Genomic DNA, 21,335 nt, shown 5'->3' with positions numbered 1-21,335 from the left:
CTCTTTTCGCAGCGCAAGGCAGCAATCGCACTGCGAAACCTGGTCCTGTGGAGCAGTTTGGAGTGCTCGCCACCCTGTCAAGGTGGAGGCCGCGGGTTCAAATCCCGTCAGGACCGCCTCAATGAGGGGCCTCGTCACCACGACGGGGCCCCTTCGCCTGTCCCATCCCCACCGAGGCGGAGACCGCGCCCGCGGCGCAGCCGCGATCCGATACAGCAAATCCCGTCAGGACCGCATCAATGAGGGGCCTCGTCACCACGACGGGGCCCCTTCGCTTGCCCCACCCCTCACCCCACCCCACCCCACCGAGGCGGAGACCGCGCCCGCCCCGCCCCGTACGCCCGCTTTCCCCCGCCACCCACACCCGCCGCTCCACGCGCCTCGCCGGGCGACCGAGGGCCTTTCAGGTGGTTCTTGGGGTTCGGGGAGGCCGCGCTCCGTTTCGTGCGCCCCTGGGGCTTCCCGGCGAGGGCCCGGGGTCTTGACGGGGCGGGCTCGCCTCGGTACCCCAGACAGCAGGGCCGCTCCCGGTGCGGCCGCTGGAGGTGGCGTATGCCGGCATCGGCCAGGCACGAGACGCGGGCGTTGCTCCGCGCGCATCTGTCGGCTGCCTCGTCGTTCGGGCACCACACCCGCCACTGTCCGGTCTGCCACCGCCTGTTGCGCCTGGCGATGGACTCCGCACCCCGCACCCCCGAAGCCTCCGAGCCCACCCAACAGCCCGCGCGCCCCGCCGAGCCCACCGGGCCGACCGACCCCACCGGGCCGACCGAGCCGACCGAGCGCCCCCCGGAACGCGTCGGGGGCGAGGACGCGTCCACCGCCTAGCCCGGTCGACCCGACCGCCCCAGTTCCCGGGCCCTGCCGCCGAGTTGCCGCGCATCGGCCCCACCCGCCGCCGCTTTAGCGCATATGCCGGTGACCCAACAAGGCGACCGGCATGTGACGGGTGTCACCGCATGAATTTCGGAAAGTCCGGTACTTACCCGCCTCCTACACCAAGTCAATTTAATATGTGCAATTGCACTATCCCCGGAGGGCTGCCCGAACCTCCGCGCAGGCGACCGCACAGTCACTCCCCAGAGTCCGACAGGCCCGCGCACGGATCCCGCACAGACCCGCCCGGAGAGCACCGCGCCGGCACACCGCGACAGTCCCCGCACACAAAAGATCGCGCCGGACTCGGCGGAGTCCAGCGCGATCGACGACGCACCCGGTTCAGCTGCCTGGAAAGCTCTGATCGGCTTGGGCGAAGGGCCTGTTGGGGCAGTCCCCGCGTCGTGTGGAGCTGTGGGTCCGAACACCTCGACCAGTTGGGGGACCAGCCGGTTTGTCCGGGTTATTCAGTTGTTCAGGCCTCGCTGCGCTGCTGCGGAATGCCCGCGAGCAGGGCGCGGACCTCGGCTTCGCGGTAACGGCGATGCCCGCCGAGCGTGCGGATCGACGTGAGCTTGCCGGCCTTCGCCCACCGCGTGACCGTCTTCGGGTCGACGCGGAACATGGTGGCGACCTCAGCCGGGGTCAGCAGCGGCTCGGCATCAGGGGTGCGAGCGGTCATGAGCGGCCTCCTCGGGAGAACCGAACCTTCTCGGTTCTTTCCTCTAAATTCTGCACCTTGACCCGCGTTGCCCGAAATGGCGGACGCGAGTCGAGTCGGTTATAGGACGAACGGCTTGTCCTCGGCACTACAACTACACCATCCGTCCAGCCGCGTCGGCCAAACCGATGGAATTGCCCTCCCAGGTGTTCATCAGCCGCGGAAGCCGATGGACCATGCCATAGCGGACAGTCACGCGGTTGTGACGATCAGTCACAACCGCGATCAGGAGTCACCGGACCCCCCAAAAGCGCGCAATGCCGAGATTCCGCCCATAGTCGATCACAGCAGGACGGAGGAGTCTTCCCCGGACTCCTTGTCCTATTTTGGCACGAGGGGGGGCAAGTGGCGCAAGGCCCGCGTACGTGCGGTCCGTCACCCTTGACCGGCTTGGCACATACGCCCGGATCGACACCTACGTCCGTTGCCGGGACCCGGTTGACCGCACCTCAGGGCGACGACAAAACCCCAAGAAGGGCTTTTGGTCAAACGCCAGTTCGTTATCCCGCCACGGCTCGTCGCCCCTCCGCGACCAGGTGTCAGTTGGCCGACCGCAGGTCCCGGACCGAGCGCCAGCGCTCCACCAGCCGCCCGTACGCCTCCCCCGCGGTCGCTCCGTCACCGCGGCGCAGCGCCGCGATCCCCTCGGCCACGTCCGCCGCGGAGTGGTCGTCCTCCAGCGCGCCGGCCGGCAGGGCGTGCACCAGGCCGCCGTAGTCCAGTTCGACCAGTGAACGCGGGTGGAACTCCTCCAGCCAGCGCCCCACGTCCACCAGGCCGTCGATCAGCGGCCCCTCGTCCATGGCGGTCTTCAGCGCCCGCAGCCCGCGCGCCACCCGCCGCCGCGCCTCGACCATGGGGGTGCGGTACCGCAGCACGGGGGCCTCGCCGCCGGAGCCCGTGGAGCCGTCGGACCCCGTGGAGCCCCGGGAGCCCTTGTCGTACTCGCGCTCCTCGTCCGAGACCAGCACGAACCAGTTGATCGGTACCTGCCAGGTCGCGGTGCGGATCCACGGCCGGGCGCCGGGGTGGGCGGTCAGCCAGCGCTCGTAGTCCTCGGCGGCCTGGCGCCGCACGAACGGGGGCAGCAGCGCGTCCAGGACCGGCAGGGGAAAGTCCTCGGCGAGTTCCCCCAGGGCCTGCCAGCCGCGCAGCCGGGTGCGCCAGGGGCAGACGCAGACCGTGCCGTCGACCTCCAGCACGAACGCGTCGTCGCTCTCCCGCACCGGAACCGGGACCGGCGGGGTCGGCACGACGTCGGCCAGGGACCGGCGCAGTTCGTCCTGGTAGGAGGGGAGGTCGGGGCGGCGGGCGTAACGGGCCCAGTGACCGCGCTCCGGCTCGGGGAAGGCGGCCAGCGGTTCGTACACGCGCAGGTAGGCCGCATAGGGAACGACCACCGAGGAGACCTTGGGCACGCCTGCTCCCTCCCCCGCGCACCGGCGCGAAAACCTGCCCGCCCGCCCGCCCACGCGCGGGCGGCGGACGGACGGATCGCGCGTACGGGTAATCCACGCAAATCGTCGCACGCCGTTCCTCCGGAAGGAGGTGCGCGGAGGTGATCCTGGACACGGTTCCGTCCCCGCGGGCGACAGGCTCTAATCTCGTGCCCACAGCCTCCGCCACCGCCCCCACAGCCACAAGCGCGGGGGAGTTTCGGGAACTGTTTCCACCCGCCGCTACTTACTCAGGAGTCACCACCGTGACCGACGTATCTGACGGCGTCCTGCACACCCTGTTCCATTCGGACCAGGGCGGTCACGAGCAAGTCGTGCTCTGCCAGGACCGTGCCAGCGGCCTCAAGGCCGTCATCGCCCTCCACTCCACCGCTCTGGGCCCCGCCCTCGGCGGTACGCGCTTCTACCCGTACGCGACCGAGGGGGAGGCCGTCGCCGACGCGCTGAACCTCGCGCGCGGGATGTCGTACAAGAACGCCCTGGCCGGTCTCGACCACGGCGGCGGCAAGGCCGTGATCATCGGCGACCCCGAGACGGTCAAGACCGAGGAGCTGCTGCTCGCCTACGGCCGGTTCGTCGCCTCGCTGGGCGGCCGGTACGTCACCGCCTGCGACGTCGGCACCTACGTCGCCGACATGGACGTCGTGGCCCGCGAGTGCCGTTGGACCACCGGCCGCTCCCCCGAGAACGGCGGCGCCGGCGACTCGTCCGTGCTCACCGCGTTCGGCGTCTACCAGGGGATGCGGGCCTCGGCCCAGCACCTGTGGGGCGACCCCTCGCTGCGCGACCGCAAGATCGGTGTGGCGGGCGTCGGCAAGGTCGGCCACCACCTGGTGGACCACCTGCGCGAGGAAGGTGCCGAGGTCGTGATCACCGACGTGCGCGAGGACGCCGTGCGACGGGTCCTGGACCGGCACCCGCAGGGCGTGACGGCCGCCGCCGACACCGGGGCGCTGATCCGCACCGAGGGTCTGGACGTGTACGCCCCGTGCGCGCTGGGCGGCGCACTGGACGACGACAGCGTGCCGGTACTTACCGCCACGGTGGTCTGCGGCGCCGCCAACAACCAGCTCGCCCACCCGGGCGTCGAGAAGGACCTCGCCGACCGCGGGATCCTCTACGCGCCGGACTACGTGGTGAACGCCGGCGGGGTCATCCAGGTCGCCGACGAGCTGCACGGTTTCGACTTCGACCGGTGCAGGGCGAAGGCGGCGAAGATCTTCGACACCACGCTCGCCATCTTCGCACGTGCGAAGTCGGACGGGATTCCGCCGGCTGCGGCGGCCGACCGGATCGCCGAGCAGCGGATGGCGGAGGCGCGCGCGTCGCACTGAGCGGCGGCCGGCGCGCAGGGGGCGTGTACGGGCCGTGTACGGGGCGTGTACGCGCCACATGCAGGACGCGTACGGCATCCCGCGTGACGCGTGCACGGCGCGTACGGACATCCGTGCGGCGCGTGCGGGGGCGGGCAGGTGAGCCCGCCCCCGCACCGTTCGCACGTATGGCCGGTACCCGCGGAGGCGCACTTCGAGAGAACTCTCACTTCTCCCGGCGGGTCGGCCCTCGACAAGTGCTTGAAAACGCACTTGACCAGGGAGAACAGGGTGCATGGAGGACCCCGGGCGGGGGCACGTCATGCGGGCGACGTACCGTATGGGCGTGGGCTCAGGTACCGTGGGAGCCCTACGGACCGGCCTCTCCATGGAGAGTCCGTGCCGGACCATGAACGCGTGTCAAGACTCTGGGGCCGTCGAGCCCCGTCGTTGAGGGGGTCGAGCCATGGGGCGCGGCCGGGCCAAGGCCAAGCAGACGAAGGTCGCCCGCCAGCTGAAGTACAACAGCGGCGGCACGGACCTCGCACGTCTGGCCGAGGAGCTGGGTGCATCGCCTTCGAACACGTCACCGAATGTCATCGGTGACCCTGTTGAGGACGATGAGCAGGACGACGACCTGTACGCACGGTACGCCGACCTCTATGAGGAGGACGACGATGACGAGGACGGCCAGTCCTCGCCACAGCGTCGTGGCGCTTGACCTTGCACTGAATCACCAGCCCGGTCGGTGACTCCGGTCACCGACCGGGTTCTGTGCTGCCCGCCCGCGCGGTCCGGCACCGTACCGGGTGTGCTCGGCATGCTCGGTGCCCTTCGCATGCCCCGCGCACCCGGCTCGCTCAGCCCGCGTGGTCCCCCACCAGTTCCGCGCCCGTCGTCCGGTCGCCGCGGCCGGTGACCTCGCCGGCCACCCAGGCGTCCAGCCCGCGGTCGGCCAGGGTCGTCAGCGCCACGTCCGTGGACTCCTGCGGCACGATCGCGATCATGCCGACGCCCATGTTGAGGGTCCGCTCCAGCTCCAGGCGCTCGACCGAACCGGTCCGGCCGACGAGGTCGAAGACCGGGCCCGGGGTCCAGGTGGAGCGGTCCACGACCGCGTGCAGCCCGTCGGGGACGACACGGGCCAGGTTGGCCGCGAGGCCGCCGCCGGTGACGTGGCTGAAGGCGTGCACCTCGGTGACGGAGGTCAGGGCCAGGCAGTCCAGCGAGTAGATCCGGGTGGGCTCCAGGAGCTCCTCGCCGAGGGTGCGGCCCAGGTCGTCGACGTGGCTCTCCAGAGCGAGTCCGGCCTGGTTCAGCAGGACGTGCCGGACCAGCGAGTAGCCGTTCGAGTGAAGGCCGGAGGCGGCCATGGCGACGACCGTGTCGCCCTCGCGGATACGGTCCGCGCCGAGCAGCCGGTCGGCCTCCACGACGCCCGTACCGGCGCCGGCGACGTCGAAGTCGTCCGCGCCCAGCAGACCCGGGTGTTCGGCCGTCTCACCGCCGACCAGGGCGCAGCCGGCCAGCACACAGCCCTCCGCGATGCCCTTGACGATCGCGGCGACCCGCTCGGGGTGGACCTTGCCGACGCAGATGTAGTCGGTCATGAACAGCGGCTCGGCACCGCACACCACGATGTCGTCCATCACCATGGCGACCAGGTCGTGGCCGATCGTGTCGTAGACGCCCATCCGGCGGGCGATGTCGACCTTGGTGCCGACGCCGTCCGTGGCGGAGGCGAGCAGGGGGCGCCCGTAGTTCTTCAGCGCGGAGGCGTCGAAGAGACCGGCGAAGCCGCCGAGGCCGCCGAGGACCTCGGGGCGCCGGGTCTTCTTCACCCATTCCTTCATGAGCTCGACCGCACGGTCGCCCGCGTCGATGTCGACGCCCGCGTTCCTGTACGACGCCGCGGCGGGGCCGACGCCAGTGTTCTCAGACATGACGGGGAGAGCCTTCGTCTCGTTACGGCAGGGCAGGGGCTTACGGGCGGCGGATCGCGTCGACCGCGGCCGGTGCGGCCGTGCCGGCGGCCAGCTCGGTCTCCAGCAGCCGCTTGCCGAGGAGCTCGGGGTCGGGCAGATCCATCGGGTACTCGCCGTCGAAGCAGGCGCGGCACAGGTTCGGCTTGGCGATGGTCGTCGCCTCGATCATGCCGTCGATGGAGATGTACGCCAAAGAGTCGGCGCCCAGCGTCACACCGATCTCCTCGATGGACATGCCGTTGGCGATGAGCTCCGCGCGGGTCGCGAAGTCGATGCCGAAGAAGCAGGGCCACTTCACGGGCGGCGAGGAGATCCGGATGTGGACCTCGGCGGCGCCCGCCTCGCGGAGCATCCGGACCAGGGCGCGCTGGGTGTTGCCGCGCACGATCGAGTCGTCGACGACGACCAGGCGCTTGCCCTTGATGACTTCCTTGAGCGGGTTCAGCTTCAGGCGGATGCCGAGCTGCCTGATGGTCTGCGAGGGCTGGATGAACGTCCGTCCGACGTACGCGTTCTTGACCAGGCCGGCGCCGAAGGGGATGCCGGACGCCTCCGCGTAGCCGATGGCGGCCGGGGTGCCGGACTCCGGCGTCGCTATCACCAGGTCGGCCTCGGCGGGCGCCTCCTTGGCGAGGCGGCGGCCCATCTCGACGCGCGACAGGTAGACGTTGCGTCCGGCGATGTCGGTGTCCGGGCGGGCCAGGTACACGTACTCGAAGACACAGCCCTTGGGCTTCGCGTCCGCGAATCGGGAGGAGCGCAGGCCGTTCTCGTCGATGGCGACGAACTCGCCCGGCTCGATCTCGCGCACATAGCTGGCGCCGCAGATGTCGAGGGCGGCGGACTCGGAGGCGATGACCCAGCCGCGCTCCAGACGGCCGAGGACCAGCGGACGGATGCCCTGCGGGTCACGGGCCGCGTACAGCGTGTTCTCGTCCATGAAGACGAGGCTGAAGGCGCCCTTGACCTGCGGGAGGACCACGTGTGCGGCCTGCTCCACGGTCACCGGTTCGCCGTCGGCGGCGCGCTGGCCGGCCAGCAGGGCGGTGATCAGGTCGGTGTCGTTGGTGGCCGCCGCCCTGGAGGCGCGGCCGTTCTCCTTGGGGAGGTCGGCGACCAGTTCGGCGAGCTCCGCCGTGTTGACCAGGTTGCCGTTGTGACCGAGCGCGATGGATCCCTGCGCGGTCGCGCGGAAGGTGGGCTGGGCGTTCTCCCACACGGAGGCACCGGTGGTCGAGTAGCGGGCGTGACCGACCGCGATATGACCCTGGAGCGAACCGAGCGAGGTCTCGTCGAAGACCTGGGACACCAGGCCCATGTCCTTGAAGACGAGGATCTGGGAGCCGTTGCTGACCGCGATACCCGCGGACTCCTGGCCCCGATGCTGGAGGGCGTAGAGCCCGAAGTACGTGAGCTTGGCGACCTCTTCGCCCGGAGCCCAGACACCGAAGACGCCGCAGGCGTCCTGGGGGCCCTTCTCTCCGGGGAGCAGGTCGTGGTTGAGTCGTCCGTCACCACGTGGCACGCCACCGAGTGTAGGCGAGGTCGCGTACTGGTCCGAATTGGCTACGCGGCCCCCTCCGGGGGTCATCCGGTGGCGAAGGCCTCGACGGTCGTTCCGTTTTCGCTGGTCAGCGTCATGTTCCGGTGATCCACCCGATGGCTGAGCGTGGTCTCGAAAAGCCGCAGCAGCCGCTTCTCGGCCTCCATGAGTGAGTCTTCGCACACCATTCGGGTCGTGGCGGGCGTGCCCAGGGTGATATGGCCGTCGCGGACGGTGGCGTCGGCGTTCACCTTGTTGCAGCCGATGCTGCCGGAGACAGCGCCCTCCTCCTCGTCGAAGGTGAGGTGGGCACGGCCCGCGGCGTCGGGGGAGGTGATCCTCCACTCCGTGCCGTGCAGCGGGGTGTCCCCGCCGCCCCTGCCGAGGCGGACGGTGGTGCCGTCGTCGGCGGTGAGGATCGGGCGGCCGTCGTTCACGCGGAGCTTCGGAGCGCCGTCCCCGAGGGCGTGGGAGAGGGCGTGTTCGAAGGTCCTGCGCGGCTCGTCGTCGCAGGCCACCAGGGTGGTGTCGAGGGTGAACCGGACCCGGTCCCCGTCGAAGCCGGCCTCGCCCCGGACGTGGTTGCAGGCGTACCGGCCGCTGGTCCGGCCGTCGTCCTCGATGGTGACGTGTGCGTCGACGGGGGCACGGTGGGTGGTGCCGTCCACGGTGACGCTGTCGACGTTCCAGCGGATGCCGGTGAGGGACTGCCGCGCCGTGCCCGTCGTCGCGCCGACCGCGCTCGCCCGTCCGACGTCCGCCGCCGCGCCGGCCCGTCCACCGCCGCAGGCCGCCACGAAGGGGACCAGGAGGGCGGCGGCGGCCACGAGAACGGTGCGCCGGCGGTGCCCGTGTGCGTACATGCCGCTTCGACGGAGGCGGGGGACTTCCGGTTCCCCGCCCGTCGCCCTCCGCCACCTCACGTCGTCAGCGGCAGGTACGGCCCGAGGTCCGCCCGTTCCCCGCTCGCGCCGACCGTGCCCTCCGCCACCGCGTCCCGCCATGCCGTGCGCCCGGTGGCCAGGCGGATCCAGGTCAGCGGGTCGGTCTCGACGACGTTGGGCGGGGTGCCCCGGGTGTGCCGCGGCCCCTCCACGCACTGGACGACCGCGTACGGCGGGATCCGCACCTCCGTCGACCCGCCGGGCGCCTTCGCGGCGAGCGTGTCGGCCAGCATCCGGGTGCACGCGGCCAGGGCCTGCCGGTCGTAGCGGACGTCGAGGCCGGGCACGGCGGCGCCCAGGTCGTCGGTGTGGACGACGAGCTCGACGACGCGGGTGACCAGGTAGTCGGTGAGGGTCATGGCGCCGGTCGACAGCGCGAGGGCGCGGTGGGGCGGGGCGGCGTCGAGGTGCCGGGCCAGGTCCTCCTCGGTACGGGCGAGCAGGGCGTCGAGGTCGGGGGTCGCCGCGGCGAGCTCCCGGGATTCCCCGGCGGCGGCACCGGCGTGGGCGGCGGTCGCGGCGGGGTGGTCCGGCAGCGCGAGCCGGGGCTTCGCCGGCTCGTCCCGCTCCAGGGCCCGGCCGACGCTCGCGACGGTCAGGGACAGGTGCGCGATCAGCTCCCGCACGGTCCGGTCGTCGAGGCGGGTGGGCAGGGCGAGCTGCTGCTCGTCCAGGGAGTGGACCGCCTGTCGTACGTTCCCGAGCTGGGCCAGTACGGCGGCCCGGGTCCTGGCGGGGTCGTAGGAGCGGGTGCGCTTCTTGGCCGGGGGCATGGCGGCAGCCTATGCGGGGGCGACCGGCGCCGGCCCGGGGACGTCGAACACCTCGCCGCCCCGGGGGACACCGATGCCGCGCCAGGTGAACGGGACGCCCCGCGCGGTGTCCGGGTCGGGCCCGTCCATCAGCTGGAAGTGCAGGTGGGGCTCGGAGGAGTTGCCCGAGTTGCCGCAGCGGGCGAGCACCTGTCCGGCCCGCACCCTGTCGCCCTCGCGGACGGTGAACGAGTCGCGCCGCACGTGCGCGTAGGCGGCGTACGTCCCGTCGCCGAGGTCCAGCACCAGGTGGTTGCCGATGATCCGGTGGACGCCGCCCATCTCGCGCACCGAGCCCTCGACGAGCATCAGGTACAGCAGTCCGGGCAGCGAGGTGCGGCCGAGGTGGTCGCGCTGCCCGTCCGAGACCCGGACGACCGTGGCGTCGGCGACCGCCCGAAACGGGACGTCGAACGCGGGGAAGTCGGTGGGGCGGCGGGCGAGCGGCCACAGCGGGGAGAACGCGGGACGGGCTCCCGGCTCGGGTTCGGCGACGACGTCGATGGCGTACGTCTGCCCGTAGGCGTGGACGCCGTGGCTCGGGGTGCGGTCGGCGGGGCTGTTCAGCGCGGACCAGCGGCCGGTCACGGGCGGCTCGACCTCGACGGGCGCACGCGCGACGCGCGGGTGGTCCGGGGCGCCGCCGCCCCACCGGTTGACCACGGTGATCAGGACGTAGGCCAGGAGCAGCGGCAGCAGGCTCCACAGGATCGGGTAGCCCCAGCCGAGGCAGATGTGGGCGGTCACCAGGGCGATGAAGCCCAGTTGCAGACCGCGGAAGGCGGTCATGGCGAGTTTGCGTGCGGACATGGTTCCCCCTGGTCGTCGTGGGTGCGGCGCGGCCGGCCCGTCAGGGCCGCGCCGCGGACAGCACCACCAGCAGCGGCACGACCCGGCCGGGCGGCACCTCGTGACGGCCCCGGCCGGAGGTGTGCAGCCAGCCGGCGCCGGTGAGCCGGCTCAGGTGGTGGTAGATCTGGCCGGTCGTGCCGACCCCGTCCAGTTCGGCGAGTTCGGCGGCGGTGCGCCGGCCGCCGAGGATCTCGCGCAGCAGCCGCAGCCGGACCGGGTGGCCGAGGGCGGCGAGCGGCTCGGCGGCAGCCGGCCAGTCGTCGTCGAGCAGTCCCCCGGTGAGGGCTGCGTGCTGCCACTCGTACTGCTCACCGGTCGGCAGCCGGACCGTGCCGGTGAACAGCACGCCCCCGTCGGCCGCCGTCAGCTCGGCGAGCTGGTTCTTCAGCTCTTCCAGCGCCCAGAAGTCGCCCTCGCCGAGGCGGGGTGCGCTGCGGCGCTCCGCCTCCAGGTCCGTCAGCCGGCGTTCGAGGTCGGCGACGCGCTCTTCGAGTTCCACGAGTTCGAGATTACGTAATGACGTAACCCCGTGCAAGATTCGTCCGCCCCGTACGCCCCCGCGCACGCCGAAGCCCTCCGCCCGGCGGACCGGGTGGAGGGCTTCGTACGGGGAGCGGAACGGCAGAGGGCGGGGGAATCAGGCCAGCAGGGCCGGGATCGTCCCCTCGTGGGTCTCGCGCAGCTCCGCGAGGGTGAGCGTGAACTCGCCCTGGAGCTCCACCGTGTCCCCGTCGACGACGCCGACGCGCGTCGCCGGGAGGCCGCGCACACCGCACATGTCGGTGAAGCGCGTCTCCTCGGAACGCGGCACGGCCACGACCGCGCGGCCGGCCGACTCGGAGAACAGGAGGGTGAACGCGTCCAGCCCGTCCGGTACGACGAGCCGCGCGCCCCTGCCGCCCAGCAGCGCCGACTCGACCACGGCCTGGACCAGACCGCCGTCGGACAGGTCGTGCGCGGAGTCGATCATGCCGTCGCGGGACGCGGAGATCAGGATCTCGGCGAGCAGCCGCTCGCGCTCCAGGTCGACCTCGGGCGGCAGGCCGCCGAGGTGGTCGTGGATCACCTGGGACCAGGCCGAGCCGCCGAACTCCTCACGCGTGTCGCCGAGGAGGTAGAGCAGCTGGCCCTCCTCCTGGAAGGCGACCGGTGTGCGCCGGGCCACGTCGTCGATGACGCCGAGGACCGCGACCACCGGGGTCGGGTGGATGGCGGCCTCGCCGGTCTGGTTGTAGAGCGAGACGTTGCCGCCGGTCACCGGGGTGCCGAGCTGCAAACAGCCGTCGGCGAGACCGCGGACGGCCTCGGCGAACTGCCACATGACGGCCGGGTCCTCGGGCGAGCCGAAGTTCAGGCAGTCGGAGACGGCGAGCGGCTTCGCGCCGGTCGTCGCCACGTTCCGGTAGGCCTCGGCGAGCGCCAGCTGCGCGCCCGTGTACGGGTCCAGCTTGGCGTACCGGCCGTTGCCGTCGGTGGCGATGGCGACACCGAGGCCGGTCTTCCCGTCGACGCGGATCATGCCGGAGTCCTCGGGCTGGGCGAGGACGGTGTTGCCCTGGACGAAGTGGTCGTACTGCTGGGTGATCCACTGCTTCGAGGCCTGGTTGGGCGAGCCCACCAGCTTCAGGACCTGATCCCTCAGCTCCTCGGAGGTCGCCGGGCGGGGCAGCTTGCCGGCGTCGTCGGCCTGGAGCGCGTCCTGCCAGTCGGGGCGGGCGTAGGGGCGCTCGTAGACCGGGCCGTCGTGGGCGACGGTGCGCGGGTCGACGTCGACGATCTTGCCGCCGTGCCAGTAGATCTCCAGGCGGTCGCCGTCGGTCACCTCACCGATGACGGTGGCGATGACGTCCCACTTCTCGCAGATCTCGAGGAAGCGGTCGACCTTCTCCGGCTCGACCACCGCGCACATGCGCTCCTGCGACTCGCTCATGAGGATTTCCTCGGGAGACAGGGTCGAGTCGCGCAGGGGCACGTCGTCGAGGGTGACGCGCATGCCGCCGGAGCCGTTGGAGGCCAGCTCGGAGGTGGCGCAGGAGAGGCCCGCGGCGCCCAGGTCCTGGATGCCGACGACCAGCTTCTCGCGGAACGCCTCCAGGGTGCACTCGATGAGGAGCTTCTCCTGGAAGGGGTCGCCGACCTGCACGGCGGGGCGTTTGGCGGGCTTCCCCGTGCCGGAGGCACCGTCGGATGCGGCGTCGAAGGTCTCGCTCGCCAGGATGGACGCGCCGCCGATGCCGTCGCCGCCGGTGCGGGCGCCGTACAGGATGACCTTGTTGCCCGCGCCGGACGCCTTGGCGAGATGGATGTCCTCGTGCCGCATGACGCCGATGGCTCCGGCGTTGACCAGCGGGTTGCCCTGGTAGCAGGCGTCGAAGACGACCTCGCCGCCGATGTTCGGCAGACCCAGGCAGTTGCCGTAGCCGCCGATGCCGGCGACGACGCCGGGCAGGACGCGCTTGGTGTCCGGGTGGTCGGCGGCGCCGAAGCGCAGCGGGTCCACGACGGCGACCGGACGGGCGCCCATCGCGATGATGTCGCGGACGATGCCGCCGACGCCGGTCGCGGCGCCCTGGTAGGGCTCGACGTAGGACGGGTGGTTGTGCGACTCGACCTTGAAGGTCACCGCGTAGCCCTGGCCGACGTCGACGACACCGGCGTTCTCGCCGATGCCGACGAGCATCGCGTCGGACTGCGGGGCCTTCTCGCCGAACTGGCGGAGGTGGACCTTGGAGGACTTGTACGAGCAGTGCTCGGACCACATCACCGAGTACATGGCGAGCTCGGCGCCGGTCGGGCGGCGGCCGAGGATCTCCACCACCCGCTCGTACTCGTCCTTCTTGAGGCCGAGCTCGGCCCAGGGCAGCTCGACGTCGGGGGTCTTCGCCGCGTGCTCGACCGTGTCCAGAGGCGTCCGGCTCATGCGTTGACCAGCTTCTTGAGGATCGAGGTGAAGAACGGGAGGCCGTCGGTGCGGCCGGTGCCGATCAGCGGCTCGACGGCGTGCTCGGGGTGCGGCATCAGACCGACGACGTTGCCCGCCGCGTTGGTGATGCCGGCGATGTCGTTGAGCGAGCCGTTGGGGTTGCCGTAGCCGTCGGCGGCCTCGCCGCCGGTGACGTAGCGGAAGGCGACGCGGCCCTCGGCCTCGAGCTCGTCCAGCGTGCGCGCGTCGGCGACGTAGCGGCCGTCCATGTTCTTCAGCGGGATGCTGATCTCCTGCCCGGCGGTGTAGTCGCCGGTCCAGGCGGTGTCCGCGTTCTCCACCCGCAGCTTCTGGTCACGGCAGATGAAGTGCAGGTGGTCGTTGCCCAGCATGCCGCCGGGGAGCAGGTGCGCCTCGGTGAGGATCTGGAAGCCGTTGCAGATGCCGAGGACGGGCAGTCCCGCCTTCGCCTGCTCGATGACGGTGTCCATCACCGGCGAGAAACGGGCGATGGCCCCGGCGCGCAGGTAGTCGCCGTAGGAGAATCCGCCGCAGAGCACCACGGCGTCGACCTGGTGGAGGTCCTTGTCCTTGTGCCACAGGGCGACCGGCTCGGCACCCGCGAGCCGGATCGCGCGCCGGCTGTCACGGTCGTCGAGGCTGCCCGGGAAAGTGACGACGCCGATACGAGCGGTCACTTCACGGCCTCCGCGACTTCCTCGACCCTGACGGTGAAGTCCTCGATCACGGTGTTGGCGAGGAAGGATTCCGCAAGATCATGGATGCGGGCGAGCGCGGTCTCGTCGACCGGCCCGTCAACTTCCAGTTCGAATCGCTTTCCCTGGCGGACGTCCGAGATCCCTTCGAATCCCAGCCGCGGCAGTGCGCGCTGCACCGCCTGGCCCTGGGGGTCGAGGATCTCCGGCTTGAGCATGACGTCGACTACGACGCGTGCCACTGGCACTCCCGGTGTGTGGTGCTGAGCAGGTTCCTTCAGACTACCCGTACAAAATTTCTACGCGAGTAGAGTTGGAGGAATCTACGTGACCCCGATCACGATTCGGCATCTCGGGGAGACCTGCGGGAAAAGATCCGGGAAAGATCGGCGTTCTGTCGCGCATCTCTATTGCGCACAGGACACGCGGGCAGATTTAGTCGAGCTTCACCATGCAATGCCGGGCACTGTACAAATGAATTGTCATTAGCAGATACTTTGCCCGATAACAGGCGAACAGCCGACATCTCAGCGACGCCCCGACACGTCATCACGGACGTCAACAGAGGTGTCGCACGAAGGGACCGATATTCGTGGCGCAGAAGGTCGTGGTCACTCTCTTTGACGACATCGACGGCTCGGAAGCGGCGGAAACGATCGCCTTCGGACTCGACGGCAAGTCGTACGAGATCGATCTGAACGAAGACAACGCCGACGGGCTGCGGAAGGCGCTCGCGCCCTACGTGGAGGCCGGCCGCAAGCGTTCCCGCTCGGGACGGACGTACAAGCAGACGGAGGTCGCCCCCGATCCGGCGGCCGTGCGCGCCTGGGCCCAGTCGAACCAGATGAACGTCCCTGCGCGCGGACGGATCCCCAAGCGGATCTACGAGGCGTTCGCCGCGGCGCGGTGAACGCCCTGCGGGCCGGGCCGTGATCACCTCCGGCGGTCGGGCCCGGCCGGGCGGGCGGGCCGTAGGCATCGCCCCCCGGGCGGGGAGGCGGCCGGCCGACGTGCCGGGGACCCGGCCGGCCACCGGCCCCTCGGAACAGCCGACTTGCGCAACACCCCCGCTGATCAGCTAGAGTCTGGAGCACGCCGAGGGGCAAGGCCGAAAGGCCCGGCTCACGGAGTACATGCGGGTGTAGTTCAGTAGTAGAACATCTCCCTTCCAGGGGGAAGGCGCAGTGTGCAATTCCTGTCACCCGCTCTGCGCAGCCGTACCGGTCGATCAGGTAGGCTGGTGCTCGCACCGATCGGTGAAAGCCGGTCGGAGGCAATGCGGACGTAGCTCAGCTGGTAGAGCGCAACCTTGCCAAGGTTGAGGTCGCGAGTTCGAACCTCGTCGTCCGCTCGGGAATCAGACCCCGGTCCATGGGACCGGGGTCTTTTTGTGTGCCCGCGTCCCCGGCCCGCGTCCTCCGCGCTCCCGGCGGTGCCGGCCGTCTGACATTTGTCATCCCGGGTGATGACAGCGTGCACTGCTGTCCGGCCCGCACGGGCGGAATGATCGAAGCATGCGAGCAAACGGACACGAACACGTGATTGAGGTCACCGACCTGCGCCGTGTGTACGGGGGCGGGTTCGAGGCCGTGCGCGGGGTCAGCTTCTCCGCACGGCGGGGGGAGGTCTTCGCGCTGCTGGGCACCAACGGCGCGGGCAAGACCTCCACCCTCGAACTGCTGGAGGGTCTCGCGGCACCGACGGCCGGGCAGGTCAGGATCTTCGGGCACGACCCGTACACCGACCGCGCCGCCGTACGGCGCCGCACCGGCGTGATGCTCCAGGAGGGCGGCTTCCCGTCCGACCTGACCGTCACGGAGACCGCGCGGATGTGGGCCGGCGCCGTCAGCGGGGCCCGTCCGCCGCAGGAGGTGCTGCCGCTGGTCGGGCTGGGCGGCAAGGGCGACGTACGGGTCAAGCAGCTGTCCGGGGGTGAGCGGCGCCGCCTGGACCTGGCTCTCGCGCTGCTCGGCGACCCCGAGGTGCTGTTCCTCGACGAGCCGACCACCGGCCTGGACGCCGAAGGGCGCCGCGACACCTGGCGGTTGGTGCGGGAGCTGCGTGACAACGGCACCACCGTGCTGCTGACCACCCACTACCTGGAGGAGGCCGAGGCGCTGGCCGACCACCTCGCGATCATGCACAAGGGACGCATCGCCACCACCGGCACACCCGCCGAGGTGACCGCCGCGCAGCCGTCCCGGATCACCTTCGAACTGCCCCGGGGCTACTTCCCCGGCGACCTGCCGCCGCTCGACGAGCTGGGCGTGACCGGCCACGAACTGGACGGACGGACCGTCAAGCTGCACACCCGTGAGCTGCAGCGGGCGGCGACCCGCCTGCTGGTGTGGGCGGAGCGGTCCGGAATGGAACTGAAGGGACTGGACGTGCGCTCGGCGTCGCTGGAGGAGGCCTTCCTGGGCATCGCCCACGACGTCTCCGCGCGGGAGGACGCGCACGGCGCCTCGGCGGGCGAGTCGTCCACCACCACCGGAAGGGAGTACGCGGCATGAGCGGCACGGTCATCACGCCCGAGGGGACGACCAAGGGAACACGCGGCAGGGGCACAGGGGTCAGCACCCCCGCGGGCCGCGTACGGGCCCTCGCCCGCGCCGAGCTGACACTGCTCGGACGCAGCAAGGGCACGCTCTTCGCCGCGCTGTTCGTCCCGGCGGTGGTGCCGTTCAGCCTCCGCACGGCGGCCGACGAGATGGACCTCGCCGGAGCGGGGCTGAGCGTCGGCACACTGGTCCTGCCCGCCACCATCGGCTTCTCCCTGCTGTTCGCCGTCTACGCGGCGCTCGTCGGCGTCTTCGTCACCCGGCGCGAGGAGCTCGTGCTGAAGCGGCTGCGCACCGGGGAGCTGCGGGACGCCGAGATCCTGACCGCGTCCTCGCTGCCGTCCGCCGCGATCGGGCTGGCGCAGTCGCTGCTGCTGGCGGTGGGCTGCACGCTCCTCCTGGACATGGCGGCGCCGAACGCCGTCCATCTGGCCGTTCTCGGGCTGCTGCTGGGTCTGGTGCTGAGCGCGGCACTCGCCGCCGTCACCGCGAGTTTCACCCGGACCGCCGAGAGCGCGCAGGTCACCTCGATGCCGGTGATCCTGGTCTCGATGCTCGCCTCCGGCATGACCGTCCCGCTGGAAATCCTGCCCGACCGGCTGGCCTCCCTCTGCGAACTGCTGCCCTTCACCCCCGTCATGACCCTGGTGCGCGGCGGCTTCACCGGAAACCTGTCCGGCTCCGAGACACTGTTCGCCCTGGCGACCGGTGTGGCCTGGACCCTGGTGTCGGTGTTTGCTGTACGCCGGTGGTTCCGCTGGGAACCGCGACGCTGAGGCACGCGGACACGAGGGACGTGGACGCGAGGGCGGACCGGAGAGCGGGGCGGGCGAGGACATGGGCAGGCCGGGCGAGGACATCCGCGGGCCGGGGCGCTGGTGGCGGCGCAAGAGCACCCCGGCGAAGGTCGAGGCGTACACGCGGTGGTCGTTCCACTTCATGGTGCTGGTCGAGTTCGTGACGGCGGGCGGGCAGCTTCTCGGACTGCTCGTGCGGGGCGAGCATCCCGGAGCGGGCGGGCCGGGAGCGGCGACTGCGCTGATGGTGCTCGTCGCCGGGCACTGCGTGCTCTGCGGCGTGATCGCCTCGCGGTCGCTGGACTGGCAGCGCGGGCGGCGGGCGAAGCCGGTGCGGCTGCTGTGGGCCCTCGGGGCCGTCACCGCGGCCGTCGCGACGACGGCCGTCTCGTTCGTCGAACACGACCGGGCGGGCCGGGGCGCCGACGGAACGGCCCTCGGGGTCTACGTGGCCGTCCTGGCCTTCGGCGCGGGAACGATCACGCTCGGCCTGCGCGACCGACGGCGGATGCTCGCCTCCCCGACGGGCTTCGCCGCGGGCTCGGGACTGGTGGCCTCCGCCTTCGGCGTGGCCGCCCCCAGCGCGCTGATCGTCGCGGCGGTGGTCCTGTTCAGCGCCGGGTTCGTCACCGCCACCTACGTCCTCTCGCTCTGGCTGCTCAACGTCGTCCACGAGCTCGACGAGGCCCGCGAGACCCGTACCCGGCTCGCCGTCGCGGAGGAGCGGCTGCGGTTCGGGCGGGACCTGCACGACGTCATGGGCCGCAACCTCGCCGTGATCGCGCTCAAGAGCGAGCTGGCCGTCCAGCTGGCCCAGCGCGGACGGCCGGAGGCGGTGACACAGATGGTCGAGGTGCAGCGGCTGGCCCAGGAGACCCAGCGGGAGGTGCGTGAGGTCGTACGCGGCTACCGCGAGGCCGACCTGAACAGTGAACTCGCGGGCGCGAAGGGGGTGCTGACCGCGGCCGGCATCGACTGCACGGTCACCGGCCCCCCGGTCGGGCTCCCGGCACAGGTGCAGTCCGCGCTGGGCTGGGTGGTACGGGAGGCGGCGACCAACGTGCTGCGGCACGGCGACGCGCGGCAGTGCGCGGTGGACCTACGGATACGGGAGGGGCGTGCGGTGCTGACGGTGGACAACGACGGGGTGCCGGACGGCGCCGGCGGGCCGGGCAGGGGCTCCGGCCTCGTCGGACTGCGCGAGCGGCTGGCGGAGATCGGCGGCACGCTGCGGGCCGGACCGACCGGGGACGGGCGGTTCCTGCTGACCGCGGAGGTGCCGTCGGCGGCGCCCGCGGGGTCAGGACCGGCGGCGGGCCCGAGGGCCGGGGTGGTGACGCCGAGGACCGCCGGATCCCTCGCGCCCACGGGTCCTGGGACACGGACGGCGGCACCCGGCTCCACGGCCTTCGGAAACGAGGTCACCTCATGACGACGACACCGTCCGGGCCCGTCCGGCTGCTGCTCGCCGACGACGAGCATCTGATCCGGGGGGCGCTCGCCACCCTGTTGTCCCTGGAGGACGACCTCCTGATCGTCGCCGAGGCGGCCTCCGGACCGGAGGCGCTGGCGATGGCGCGGGCGCACACCCCCGACGTCGCCGTACTGGATCTGCAGATGCCCGGCGCGGACGGTGTGAAGGTCGCCACAACGCTGCGGGCGGAACTCCCCGGCTGCCGCGTGCTGATCGTGACCAGTCACGGGCGTCCCGGACATCTGAAGCGGGCCCTCGCGGCAGGGGTGCGCGGCTTCGTCCCCAAGACCGTCAGCGCACAGCACCTCGCGGAGATCATCCGCACCGTGCACGCGGGAAACCGTTACGTGGATCCCGAGTTGGCGGCCGACGCGATCGCCGCCGGTGACTCACCGCTGACCGTGCGTGAGGCCGAGGTGCTGGAACTCGCGGCCGACGGGGCACCCGTGACGGAGATCGCGGAGCGGGCCGCGCTGTCCCAGGGGACCGTACGGAACTACCTGTCGTCCGCCGCCACGAAACTCGGTGCGGAGAACCGTCACGCCGCAGTGCGGCTCGCACGCGAGCGAGGTTGGGTATAGTTGCTCTCGCGCCACGGCGCAGGCGGACGTAGCTCAGCTGGTAGAGCGCAACCTTGCCAAGGTTGAGGTCGCGAGTTCGAACCTCGTCGTCCGCTCGGGCAACAGGAAGACCCCGGTCCATCGGACCGGGGTCTTCCTCGTGCGCACCGGGCGTGGGGGCCAGGCGGTGCGGCCCGGCGCGCGCGGGGACACGGCCCGGCTCCGGGCGTCAGCTCCAGGGGACGCCCGTCAGACGCTCGTACGCCTCCACGTACTTCGCCCGGGTCGCGTCCACGACGTGCTGCGGCAGCGCCGGCGGGGGCTGCTCGCCCGCCCGGTCCCAGCCCGACTCGGCGGAGGTCAGCCAGTCCCGCACGTACTGCTTGTCGTACGACGGCTGCGCGTGGCCCGGCTCCCACTGCTCGGCCGGCCAGAAGCGGGAGGAGTCCGGGGTGAGCACCTCGTCCGCGACGACCAGTGTGTCGCCGTCGAAGCCGAACTCGAACTTGGTGTCCGCGAGGACGATCCCCCGTTCCCGGGCGATGTCGCGGGCCCGGGTGTACGCGGCGAGGGTGGTCTGCCGCAGCCGCGCCGCGGTGTCCGCGCCGACCTGCCGGGCGACCTCCTCGTAGGAGACGTTCTCGTCGTGCTCGCCGACGGCGGCCTTGGTGGCCGGGGTGAAGATCGGGGCGGGCAGTTCCGATCCGTCCACCAGCCCCTCGGGGAGCGCGAGGCCGCAGACCGTACGGGACTCCCGGTACTCGGCGAGGCCCGAGCCGGTGAGGTAGCCGCGGGCCACGCACTCCACGGGGGCCATCCGCAGCGACTTGCAGACGAGGGTGCGGCCCTCCCAGTCGGCGGGGGCGCCCGCGGGGAGTCCGGTGCTCAGGACGTGGTGCGGAACCAGGTCGGCGAGCTGGTCGAACCACCAGAGGGAGAGCCGGGTGAGGATCCTTCCCTTGTCCGGGATCTCGGTCGGCAGCACCCAGTCGTAGGCGGAGACGCGGTCACTGGCGACCATCACGAGGTCACCCGCCTCGTTCCGGTACAGCTCGCGCACCTTTCCGGTGTGCAGATGCACCAGACCCGGAACCTGGATCGGCTCGGGCTTCTCGACGAATCCGGACACGGTTCCTCCGCGTGTTTCACAGCGACAGACAGGGCTCCCGCGGGGCTCGCACGGGGTGGGTGGGAGACGGCGGGACGAGTGCCTCCGATTGTCCCGCACGCACCGCGGCGCCCGCCGGTCGGGGCGGGACGGGGCGGTTCGTGCGGTCGGGTCAGCCGTTCTTGCAGATGCGGTCGAGGAGGTTGGCGGTGGCACGCTGGATGCGCGGGTCGGTCCGGCCGGGGCGGCCCAGGGCCGGGGACCAGGCGAGCGTGCCCGACGCGAAGACCCAGGCACCGGAGGGCGCCCGGTAGAGCGAGGTCTCCTGGTGCCGTCCGGCGCCCGCCCGGTCGGTGTACGGGGAGTGCGCGAGCAGCACCCGCTCCTCGTGCTCGGGCAGCGGGGTGCGCGGGAAGTAACGGTCGGCCCCGTCGGCGACCAGCCCTTCGATCCCGTCGCCCTCGAAGGCCCCGGTCGCCTCCCACAGCCAGTGGCCGGCGTTGCGCACGACGAGCGGGTGCGGCTCGGGGACCTGACCGGCGTACTGGACGCCGATCAGCTGCTGCTCCGCACGGTCCGTCTCCCGCCACAGCGCAGGTCTGTCCGGTGCCCCGCGGTCCGGTGCCCCGCGGTCCGGTGCCCCGCGGTCCGGTGCCCCGCGGTCCGGTGCCCCGCGGTCCGGTGCCCCGCGGT

Annotated in this window: 21 protein-coding genes and 4 tRNA genes; 12 read left to right on the top strand and 13 right to left on the bottom strand. The window is 71.6% G+C overall.

Annotated features, from left to right (window positions below):
* Window positions 1-41: 41 nt before the first annotated feature.
* A tRNA-Asp gene (locus TU30_RS28180) sits at window positions 42-116 on the top strand.
* A gap of 436 nt (window positions 117-552) precedes the next feature.
* A complete protein-coding gene (locus TU30_RS28175) occupies window positions 553-828 on the top strand; it encodes a DUF6274 family protein (RefSeq protein ID WP_042175226.1) in 276 nt (91 codons plus the stop codon).
* A 523-nt stretch (window positions 829-1,351) separates the two neighbouring features.
* Here TU30_RS28175 and bldC read toward each other — a convergent pair.
* The gene (gene bldC / locus TU30_RS28170) at window positions 1,352-1,558 is read right to left on the bottom strand and encodes a developmental transcriptional regulator BldC (protein ID WP_003949541.1); all 207 of its coding nucleotides are present in this window, start codon (window positions 1,556-1,558) and stop codon (window positions 1,352-1,354) included.
* A gap of 578 nt (window positions 1,559-2,136) precedes the next feature.
* Entirely contained in the window at window positions 2,137-3,015 is an 879-nt protein-coding gene (locus TU30_RS28165; RefSeq protein ID WP_042175224.1) for a hypothetical protein, read from the bottom strand.
* 284 nt (window positions 3,016-3,299) lie between these two features.
* Between TU30_RS28165 and TU30_RS28160 the strand changes: the two genes are divergently transcribed.
* Together TU30_RS28160 and TU30_RS28155 are read left to right on the top strand one after the other, a co-directional pair.
* The gene (locus tag TU30_RS28160) at window positions 3,300-4,388 is read left to right on the top strand and encodes a Glu/Leu/Phe/Val dehydrogenase dimerization domain-containing protein (RefSeq protein WP_042175221.1); all 1,089 of its coding nucleotides are present in this window, start codon (window positions 3,300-3,302) and stop codon (window positions 4,386-4,388) included.
* A 445-nt stretch (window positions 4,389-4,833) separates the two neighbouring features.
* Window positions 4,834-5,088, top strand: a complete 255-nt coding sequence (locus TU30_RS28155; protein WP_042175219.1) for a DUF3073 domain-containing protein — start codon at window positions 4,834-4,836, stop codon at window positions 5,086-5,088.
* A 139-nt stretch (window positions 5,089-5,227) separates the two neighbouring features.
* Here the strand turns inward: TU30_RS28155 and purM are convergent, their stop codons facing one another.
* The 9 genes from purM to purS all read right to left on the bottom strand — a co-directional run bounded on the left by purM (window position 5,228) and on the right by purS (window position 14,384).
* On the bottom strand, window positions 5,228-6,310 hold the full coding sequence (gene purM / locus TU30_RS28150; RefSeq protein WP_042175217.1) for a phosphoribosylformylglycinamidine cyclo-ligase: 1,083 nt from the start codon (window positions 6,308-6,310) through the stop codon (window positions 5,228-5,230).
* Window positions 6,311-6,350: 40 nt separating this feature from the next.
* On the bottom strand, window positions 6,351-7,877 hold the full coding sequence (gene purF / locus TU30_RS28145) for an amidophosphoribosyltransferase (protein ID WP_042175215.1): 1,527 nt from the start codon (window positions 7,875-7,877) through the stop codon (window positions 6,351-6,353).
* A gap of 62 nt (window positions 7,878-7,939) precedes the next feature.
* A complete protein-coding gene (locus TU30_RS28140; RefSeq protein ID WP_042175213.1) occupies window positions 7,940-8,758 on the bottom strand; it encodes an META domain-containing protein in 819 nt (272 codons plus the stop codon).
* 56 nt (window positions 8,759-8,814) lie between these two features.
* Window positions 8,815-9,612 (bottom strand): maleylpyruvate isomerase family mycothiol-dependent enzyme, encoded by a 798-nt coding sequence (locus TU30_RS28135; protein WP_042175211.1) that lies wholly within the window; start codon window positions 9,610-9,612, stop codon window positions 8,815-8,817.
* A 9-nt stretch (window positions 9,613-9,621) separates the two neighbouring features.
* Complete coding sequence (locus TU30_RS28130; protein ID WP_042175209.1) at window positions 9,622-10,461, bottom strand: M23 family metallopeptidase; 840 nt, start codon at window positions 10,459-10,461, stop codon at window positions 9,622-9,624.
* Window positions 10,462-10,501: 40 nt separating this feature from the next.
* Window positions 10,502-11,002 (bottom strand): helix-turn-helix transcriptional regulator, encoded by a 501-nt coding sequence (locus tag TU30_RS28125; protein WP_042175206.1) that lies wholly within the window; start codon window positions 11,000-11,002, stop codon window positions 10,502-10,504.
* A 138-nt stretch (window positions 11,003-11,140) separates the two neighbouring features.
* Window positions 11,141-13,423, bottom strand: a complete 2,283-nt coding sequence (gene purL / locus TU30_RS28120; protein ID WP_042175204.1) for a phosphoribosylformylglycinamidine synthase subunit PurL — start codon at window positions 13,421-13,423, stop codon at window positions 11,141-11,143.
* On the bottom strand, window positions 13,420-14,124 hold the full coding sequence (gene purQ, locus TU30_RS28115) for a phosphoribosylformylglycinamidine synthase subunit PurQ (protein ID WP_042175201.1): 705 nt from the start codon (window positions 14,122-14,124) through the stop codon (window positions 13,420-13,422). Before purQ ends, purL begins: the two co-directional genes overlap by 4 nt.
* The gene (gene purS, locus TU30_RS28110; protein WP_042175198.1) at window positions 14,121-14,384 is read right to left on the bottom strand and encodes a phosphoribosylformylglycinamidine synthase subunit PurS; all 264 of its coding nucleotides are present in this window, start codon (window positions 14,382-14,384) and stop codon (window positions 14,121-14,123) included. Before purS ends, purQ begins: the two co-directional genes overlap by 4 nt.
* A gap of 350 nt (window positions 14,385-14,734) precedes the next feature.
* On the opposite strand from purS, the gene TU30_RS28105 reads away from it, so the two are divergent.
* The 8 genes from TU30_RS28105 to TU30_RS28070 all read left to right on the top strand — a co-directional run bounded on the left by TU30_RS28105 (window position 14,735) and on the right by TU30_RS28070 (window position 19,650).
* Complete coding sequence (locus TU30_RS28105; RefSeq protein ID WP_042175197.1) at window positions 14,735-15,052, top strand: Lsr2 family protein; 318 nt, start codon at window positions 14,735-14,737, stop codon at window positions 15,050-15,052.
* A gap of 225 nt (window positions 15,053-15,277) precedes the next feature.
* Window positions 15,278-15,349 (top strand) — tRNA-Gly (locus tag TU30_RS28100).
* A 71-nt stretch (window positions 15,350-15,420) separates the two neighbouring features.
* Window positions 15,421-15,493 (top strand) — tRNA-Gly (locus TU30_RS28095).
* Window positions 15,494-15,656: 163 nt separating this feature from the next.
* Window positions 15,657-16,655: an ABC transporter ATP-binding protein gene (locus TU30_RS28090; RefSeq protein WP_042175195.1), complete on the top strand. Its 999-nt coding sequence runs from the start codon at window positions 15,657-15,659 to the stop codon at window positions 16,653-16,655.
* A complete protein-coding gene (locus tag TU30_RS28085; RefSeq protein WP_078878564.1) occupies window positions 16,652-17,479 on the top strand; it encodes an ABC transporter permease in 828 nt (275 codons plus the stop codon). Before TU30_RS28090 ends, TU30_RS28085 begins: the two co-directional genes overlap by 4 nt.
* An 82-nt stretch (window positions 17,480-17,561) precedes the next feature.
* Complete coding sequence (locus TU30_RS28080; RefSeq protein WP_078878565.1) at window positions 17,562-18,932, top strand: sensor histidine kinase; 1,371 nt, start codon at window positions 17,562-17,564, stop codon at window positions 18,930-18,932.
* Complete coding sequence (locus tag TU30_RS28075) at window positions 18,929-19,555, top strand: response regulator transcription factor (RefSeq protein WP_042175193.1); 627 nt, start codon at window positions 18,929-18,931, stop codon at window positions 19,553-19,555. The genes TU30_RS28080 and TU30_RS28075 overlap by 4 nt, the downstream gene beginning before the upstream one ends.
* Window positions 19,556-19,577: 22 nt before the next feature.
* Window positions 19,578-19,650: transfer RNA gene (locus tag TU30_RS28070), tRNA-Gly, on the top strand.
* A gap of 113 nt (window positions 19,651-19,763) precedes the next feature.
* Here the strand turns inward: TU30_RS28070 and TU30_RS28065 are convergent.
* Together TU30_RS28065 and TU30_RS28060 are read right to left on the bottom strand one after the other, a co-directional pair.
* Complete coding sequence (locus TU30_RS28065) at window positions 19,764-20,663, bottom strand: phosphoribosylaminoimidazolesuccinocarboxamide synthase (RefSeq protein WP_042175189.1); 900 nt, start codon at window positions 20,661-20,663, stop codon at window positions 19,764-19,766.
* A 151-nt stretch (window positions 20,664-20,814) separates the two neighbouring features.
* Window positions 20,815-21,335: N,N-dimethylformamidase beta subunit family domain-containing protein (locus TU30_RS28060; protein WP_042175187.1), on the bottom strand; the 521-nt coding region annotated here is incomplete at its 5' end.

The sequence above is a fragment of the Streptomyces sp. NBRC 110035 genome, from assembly GCF_000829695.1.
Classification (GTDB): domain Bacteria; phylum Actinomycetota; class Actinomycetes; order Streptomycetales; family Streptomycetaceae; genus Streptomyces.
This window is presented reverse-complemented; position numbering and strand designations above follow the sequence as displayed.